This window comes from Betaproteobacteria bacterium (genome assembly GCA_009377585.1).
Lineage (GTDB): Bacteria > Pseudomonadota > Gammaproteobacteria > Burkholderiales > WYBJ01 > WYBJ01.
In genome coordinates this window covers 21,564-28,615 of the sequence record WHTS01000080.1, presented here as the reverse complement: position 1 = coordinate 28,615, position 7,052 = coordinate 21,564, and the positions used below count along the sequence as shown (strand labels likewise).

At 67.0% G+C, this 7,052-nt stretch carries 4 protein-coding genes; 2 read left to right on the top strand and 2 right to left on the bottom strand.

The window, feature by feature from the left end:
• Nucleotides 1-3 precede the first annotated feature (3 nt).
• Nucleotides 4-1,470 (bottom strand): amidohydrolase family protein, encoded by a 1,467-nt coding sequence (locus GEV05_21260; GenBank protein MPZ45866.1) that lies wholly within the window; start codon nt 1,468-1,470, stop codon nt 4-6.
• Between the two features lie 57 nt (nt 1,471-1,527).
• Nucleotides 1,528-5,133, bottom strand: coding sequence for an ATP-binding cassette domain-containing protein (locus GEV05_21255; GenBank protein ID MPZ45865.1), 3,606 nt, complete (start codon nt 5,131-5,133; stop codon nt 1,528-1,530).
• Between the two features lie 153 nt (nt 5,134-5,286).
• Here GEV05_21255 and GEV05_21250 point away from each other — a divergent pair, with 153 nt between their 5' ends.
• A complete protein-coding gene (locus tag GEV05_21250; GenBank protein ID MPZ45864.1) occupies nt 5,287-6,252 on the top strand; it encodes a tripartite tricarboxylate transporter substrate binding protein in 966 nt (321 codons plus the stop codon).
• 130 nt (nt 6,253-6,382) lie between these two features.
• Entirely contained in the window at nt 6,383-6,961 is a 579-nt protein-coding gene (locus GEV05_21245) for a hemolysin III family protein (protein ID MPZ45863.1), read from the top strand.
• The last annotated feature ends 91 nt before the right edge of the window (nt 6,962-7,052 follow it).

Genomic DNA, 7,052 nt, shown 5'->3' with positions numbered 1-7,052 from the left:
CGATCAGCCCGCCCAAGCCTGCAAGTTGAGAAACTCGCGGCGCGTTTTCGGTCCGTAGGTGAGAAAGGCGGGATCCGGCCGCTCCGAACGATAGGCCTCGCGCTCGGCTGCGAGCTTGTCCCCCTTCACGTGCATGCGCAAAACCTCCGGCGGTACCGGATAGATCTTCAGCGCGTTCAGCCCGAATATGTCGGCCCGCAGCGCCGGCGTGATTTCGGGGTATCCGTGCTGCTCGCGCAGCCGGGGCGAGATCTGGAACGTCCGGAACGCCTGAATCTGATCCTGCGGCGAGCCGTACCAGATCGAGTCGGTGCCCCAGAGGATGTTCTTCGGCCCGCAGCAGCGCACCAGCTTGCCGATCAGGTGCGCCGCGGTATCCGGGTCGCGCATCGCCAGACGCCAGGTCGATCCCAGCTCCGCATACACGTTGGAGCCCGGCTTGACGCCGTTCTGCTCCAGGCTGGTCACCAGCCCGTCAACGCCGTCGCTGCGCTGCGGGTCATACGGCCCCTCCTTGGCGCCCGAGACGAACCCGGAGTGATAGATGAGGAAGTTCACGTCGGGATAGCGCTTGGCGATGCGGCCGATGTCCGCGCAGGTCGAGTGCTCGTACGAGCGCGGTCCGAACGCGAGCCCCTTGTGGATGGCGATGTTCTTCACGCCCAGCTTGCGTGCCTTCTCGATCAGCGCGATGCCCGGATCGTCGTCCATGAAGAAGCCCTTCCCATCCGGCCCCCACTGGGTATAGGTCTTCCATGCAGCGATCCGATAGCGCTGGGCAAGCTCGTCCATGCCGTCCAGATCGCCCGGCTGGTTCGGATTGACCCGCCCGTGGATGTAGAGCCGATGGGTGCCATCCAGCCGCTCGACGATGCGCGCAGTGGCATGCGCCTCCTCGATCGTGAGCGGCTCCGCCTCGCGCCTCGACGGGACGAACGAAAGCACCATCAGGTCGGTGTCCGAGTCCATGAACACGTCCTTCACGAACTCGTCCGGACCGATGCATTGCAAATAATCGAGCTGCCCGGACCCGCGCATCGGTCCGCAGGCTGCGGTCTTGGGCATCTGCAGTGGCTTGGCGCCCGGCGGCAAGCGCTTGGTCCACGCGCCCGCAGGATTCACGAAGTGGCCCTGCACGTCGAAGATGAGCTCCTTTCCGTCCACGGCGCTTCGCGCCGCATGCAGATCGAGCGCCGCCCCTTTTGGGATTTCGAAAAAGCCGCCGGTCAGGCCGTGCCGCGCGTAGGCTTCGTTCATGGCCATCAAGGCCGTCGCCGCACCGCACGCGGAGATCAAAAATTCGCGGCGCCCGATCGCCAGACGCCTGGCGTTTTTCTCCGCGGCAGCGAACGCGCGTTGCCGTGCCTCGCGATGCACCGCTTCGAGCGGGATCGGCGCGTACTCGCCGTTGCTCGCCGAGTCGAGCTTGATCGGAAGCCGGCTGCCGTGGGGATCGTGCGTGCATTGCATGGCCGTCTCCTGTTGCATTCAGCGCGCCAGTACGGCAGCGCGCTATACAGCAGCGCGCTATACGGCCACGCGCTCCCGGACGCTCGTCATCTGCCGATCCACCAGGTGCGCATAGAAGTCGCGGCGCGCAAGCAATTCCGCATGCGTGCCGCTTTCGATGATGCGACCCTCCCTCAGCACCAGGATGCGATCGGCGCTGCGGATGGTGGACAACCGATGCGCGATGAGGATCGTCGTTCGGTGCACCATGAGCGAGACCAACGCCGAGCGCACTTGTGCTTCGCTGATGGCGTCCAGATGCGAGGTCGCTTCGTCCAGGATCAGCACCGGCGCATCCTTCAGAAACGCGCGCGCGATCGCGATGCGCTGGCGTTGGCCGCCGGAGAGCTGAACACCGCGCTCGCCGACGCGGGTGCGTAAGCCTTCCGGCAGGCCCGCCACGAACTCGGACAGCGCGGCGTGCTCGATCGCCCGCGCCAGATCGGCATCGTCGGCGTCGGGCCGGGCGATGCGAATGTTCTGCTCGAGTGTCGTATTGAACAGGTACGTGTCCTGAGCGACCAGGGCGATGTGGCGTCTCAATTCGTCCACCGGCAGATCGCGCAAATCCACACCGCCGATGCGAACCGCGCCGGCCTCCGGATCCCAGAAACGCAGCAGCAGGTTGGCCATGGTCGTCTTGCCCGCACCCGAAGCCCCGACCAGTGCCACGGTCGCACCGGCGGCCACTTCGAAGGTCACCTCGGACAGCGCCGGGCGCAGCCGGCCCGGATACGTGAAGCGCACGCCGTCGAAGGCGACCGAAACGCTCGCGGGCACTCGACTCGCGGACTTTCCGTCGACGATACGCACCGGCTCGTTGTGCACGACGTGCAGGCGCCGGGTCGAGGCAATGGTGTCGGCGAGCTGCCGGCTCACCTGCGCGATCTCGGAAACCGGCAGGAATGCTGCGACCCCGACCAGGACCAGCATGGGCAGCAGCAGCGGATCGAGCATCCCGTTCGCGACCAGCGCCGCGCCGGTCACGGCAATCGCCAGGCCGCCCAGGCCGGTTGCGATCTCGAGCGCCTCGGACTGCCGGCCAAGGTCGTCGAGCAGCCGCAGCCGCTGCGCCTGGTAGCGGCGAACGAGCGTCATGAACTGTGCTTGCCGGGTAGCGGCGGCGCCGAATGCGGTCAGCTCCGTGAGGCCCTGGATGGTTTCGGTGACATGCGCGGCGAGCGCACCCAGCGCGGCGCGCGCCTGCGATCCCATTTCATCCACCCGCCCCCGGCGCAGCACCGGGGTTAATCCGGCATAGGCCAGAAACGGCAGCAGCGCCAGCGCGAGCGGCCATGCCGTCACGCCGAGCCACAGCAGCACCGAGCAGGGAATCAAGGTCGCGACGATCGCGGGTGCGACCGTGTGGGCGAAGAAGTACTCGACCGTTTCCACGTCCTGAGTCGCGAGCGCCACCAGGTCGCCCGAGCGCCGTTCCAGCAGATACGCCGGCGCCAGCGCCTCGATCCGGGCGAACAGGTCGATGCGCATCTGCGCAAGCAACCGGTACGCCATGTCGTGCGCGAGCCAGGATTCCAGCCAATGCAGGAGCCCCGCGAGCGGCGCGACGATCAACAGCGCGATCACCCAGAGTTGTGCAGGCGAGCCCGACTTCACTGCTGCCATGGCAAGCGCGCCGAGCACACCCACAGCGATGAACGCGACCACGCGCCCGATCCCGGAGAGCGTGGTCGCCGCGAGCTGGCCGCGCCACGGGGCGATGACGCGCGCGAGCGATGCCAGTGTCTCCTTCCAGCCGACAGCGGCCGCATCCGCATCCAGGTCGCGCACCCGAAGGGCGGGCGATTCGCCGCCCGCAGAATCCCTTTCGCCCGGACTCTCCTCGGTATCCCCCGCACGTGCGTGCGCCGATGCGGTGGCGATTGATTCACCTTTCTGCTCCGCCGCCTGAGCGCCCATGAGATGACGATATGGACCCTCGCGCACGATCAGCTCGGCATGGCGACCGCTCTGCACCAGGCGGCCGCACTCGAGCACGAGAATGCGATCCGAGCCGATCACGCTCGACAGCCGATGCGCCAGGATGAGCGTCGTTCGGCCTTGCATGAGACGCTCGAGCGCCTGCTGGATGAGCGCCTCGTTTTCGGCATCGACCGACGACAGCGCTTCGTCCAGCACCAGGATCGGCGCATCGCGCAGCAACGCGCGCGCGATTGCGAGCCGCTGCCGCTGTCCGCCGGAAAGCCGCGTGCCCCGCTCGCCGATCAGCGTCCCGTAGCCCTGCGGCAGCGCAGCTACGAACTCGTGCGCATTGGCCGCACGCGCCGCGGCTTCCATCTCAGCCATGCTCGCATCGGGCTTGCCGAGCCGCAAATTCTCCTCGACGCTGCCGTGAAACAGATACGCGTCCTGCGGCACGATCGCGAGGTAACGGCGGATGTCGGCCGGATCGAGCTCGCGCAGATCGCGACCGCCGATCCGCACTACCCCGGAGACGGGGTCGTACAGCCGCAGCAGCAAGCGCACGATGGACGACTTGCCGGCCCCGCTCGGGCCGACGATGCCGATCCGCTCGCCCGCTGTCACCGAGAACGAAATGCCGTCGAGCGCAGGCCGCGCACGCCCCGGATAAGCGAAGCCGACATGGTCGAGCTCGATCGACGCGTGGGCTCGAGCGAGCTCGAATCGCTCCGGTCCCGCGACGGGCGCGTCGCTCTTGGCGCCGAGGAGATCCAGAACGGCCTCGGCCGCCGACTGGCCGACCATGCCTTGATGCAACACGGCGCGCAGGTCGCGCAGCGGCCGGAAGATCTCGGTGCCCGCCATCAGCACGATCAGCAGCGCCTCCAGGCCCATCAATCCATTCGAGACGCGATACACGCCGAGCGCGAGCCCGGCCGCCGCACCGACCGCAATGGCGATATCGGTGATACCGCGCGTCATCACGCTCAACCCGAGCACCCACATCGTGTCGTTCGAGAGCGTGCGCGCCTTGTCGGCGAGCATGCGGCCGTAGGTCTTGCTCTGACCGAATGCCTTCAGCGTCGGCAAGCCTTGCATCGCGTCCAGGAACTCCTCGCCGAAGGCCTTGAACGCGCGTGAGCGCGCGATCGCCGCCGCCCGGTTCTGGCGATGCAAGAGACCCGGCAATACCAGCGCGCTGGCCGCGGCCACCAGCATCACGGCGGCGACCGGCAGATCCCACCACGCGATGACCGCGAAGATGGCAATCGGCGCGCAGGCCGAAATCATGACCTGCGGCAGGTACTGCCCGAAGAACGTCTGCAATTGCTCCACGCCGTCGACGATCGAGAGCATGACGCCGCCGGTGCGGTTGCCGGCGAACCAGCCGGGACCGAGCGCGAGCACGCGCTCGAACAAGCGCTCGCGCAAGCGCGCCTGCACGTGCGCGGCGGTGCGATGCGCCAGTGCGAGACGCGCACGCTCGAGCAGCGCGCGCAGCACGATAGCGGCCATGACACCCAGCGCGGGCGCGCGGAGCTCGTCCAGGGGCGCGCTTTGCAGCACGAGCACGAGCAAGCGCCCGAGAAACACGAAGCGCGCGATGCCGACGCACAGAGACGCGAGCCCCAGCAGCACGCCGAGCGCCATGCGCGTGCGCAGACCCACAGTCATAGCCCACAGGCGCAGGTCGAAATACATCGGCGGTTCCGCAACGTGAGGAGGTTAGAATACCGCGATTCCGGAGCACAGCGGACGATCGGACGTTCGGTGCGATCGAGTCCGGACGATCGGACGTTCGGTGCGATCGAGTCGCCGCTGCGGAACACCAACGATCAGGAGTCGGAGAAGAGCATGAAAGCCCAACGTGCGTGCGGCCTCTGTCTCGCGTGTCTGCTGGCGTGCGCGGTGGAAGCGAGCGCGCAACAACAGGCGTATCCCAGCCGCCCCATCCGCTTCGTCACGGCGGCCGTCGGTGGCGGCATCGACTTCACCGCCCGCCTGCTCGCCCACGGGCTCGCCGAACGGCTGAACCAGCAGATCGTGGTGGACAATCGCGGCGGCACCAACGTCGCGCCGCAGACGGTGGCGAAGGGAACGCCCGACGGCTACACCTTGCTCGTGCACAACAACACGGTCTGGATTTCGCCGCTGCTCGACAGCGTGCTGTACGATCACTGGACCGACCTCGCGCCGATATCGCTCACGACGCGCTCGCCCAACATCCTGGTGGTGCACGGCTCGCTCGGCGTCAACAGCGTCAAGGAGCTCGTCGCCAAGGCCAAGGCCGCGCCAGGCGAGATCAACTATGCCTCCGGGCCGGTCGGCGCATCGAATCACCTGGCAGCCGAGGTCTTCAAGGCGATGGCCGGGGTGAACCTCACGCGCATCGGCTACAAGGGCGGCGGCCCGGCGCTGAACGACGTGCTGGCCGGCCAGGTGAAGGTCATGTTCGCCACCACCGGCTCGGTGACTGGCCACGTGAAATCCGGACGGCTGAAGGCGCTCGGCGTGACCAGCGCGCAACCATCCGCCCTCGCGCCCGGAATTCCGACCATAGCCAGCCTCGGTGTTCCCGGCTACTCCTCGGAGGCGATCTACGGCTTCTGGGCGCCGGCCAAGACGCCGCGTGCGCTCGTCGCGCGCCTGCACCAGGAAACCGTGCGCGTGCTCAACACCCCGGAGACCAGGGAGCGGTTCTTCAACTCCGGGGTCGAGACCGTCGGCACGACGCCGGAAGCGTTCGCGGCCGCCATCAAAGCGGAAAGCACGCATCTCGCCGTGGTGATCGACAAGGCCGGGATACGCGTCAACAGATAGGCTGGGCCGGCGCCCTGGCTCGCAAACACGATGAATCCTGCAGTAGCGCTCGCCGGCATGAGAAAATGGCCGCGTGATCGATCGTCCGCAAGACTTCCGCGAAGAAATCGCCAATAGCCTCAGTCATGGCATGGCACTGCTCGCAGCGATCGCGGTGACGCCGTTCTTGATCGTGGCGGCCAGCCGTTTCGGCGCCGCCAGCGTGACAGGCGCCAGCGTGTTTGCGGCAACCATGATCTTGCTGTATCTCATCTCAACGCTGTATCACTCGTTGCCGGCGGGCCGCGCCAAGCGCGTCCTCATGAAGCTCGATCACGGTGCGATCTACGTATTCATTGCCGGCAGCTATACGCCGTTCACGCTCGGTGTGCTCAGCGGTGCCTGGGGTTGGACGCTGTTCGGGCTGGTCTGGGCGCTCGCCGCCTTCGGCGTCACGCTGAAGGCATGCAACCGCCTCGCGCACCCGTGGATCTCCACGGGACTCTATCTCGTCATGGGCTGGCTTGTTCTCATCGCCGCAATACCGCTGTTCGAACGGGTACCGTTACCCGGCGTGCAATTGCTCGTTGCCGGAGGCATCGCCTACACCGCGGGCGTCGTGTTCTTCGTGCTGGACTCGCGCTTGCGTTACGCGCACGCCATCTGGCATGGTTTCGTCGTTGCGGGTACCGGCTTCCATGTTTTTGCGGTGCTGCATTACGCTGCGTGAGCGCGCGGGCGCAGTCGCATCAGCAGTGGAGCGAAGAGAAATTCCCCACGCAAGAATGGGCTCCACCCGCCGACGGAGACTCGTTTCCACC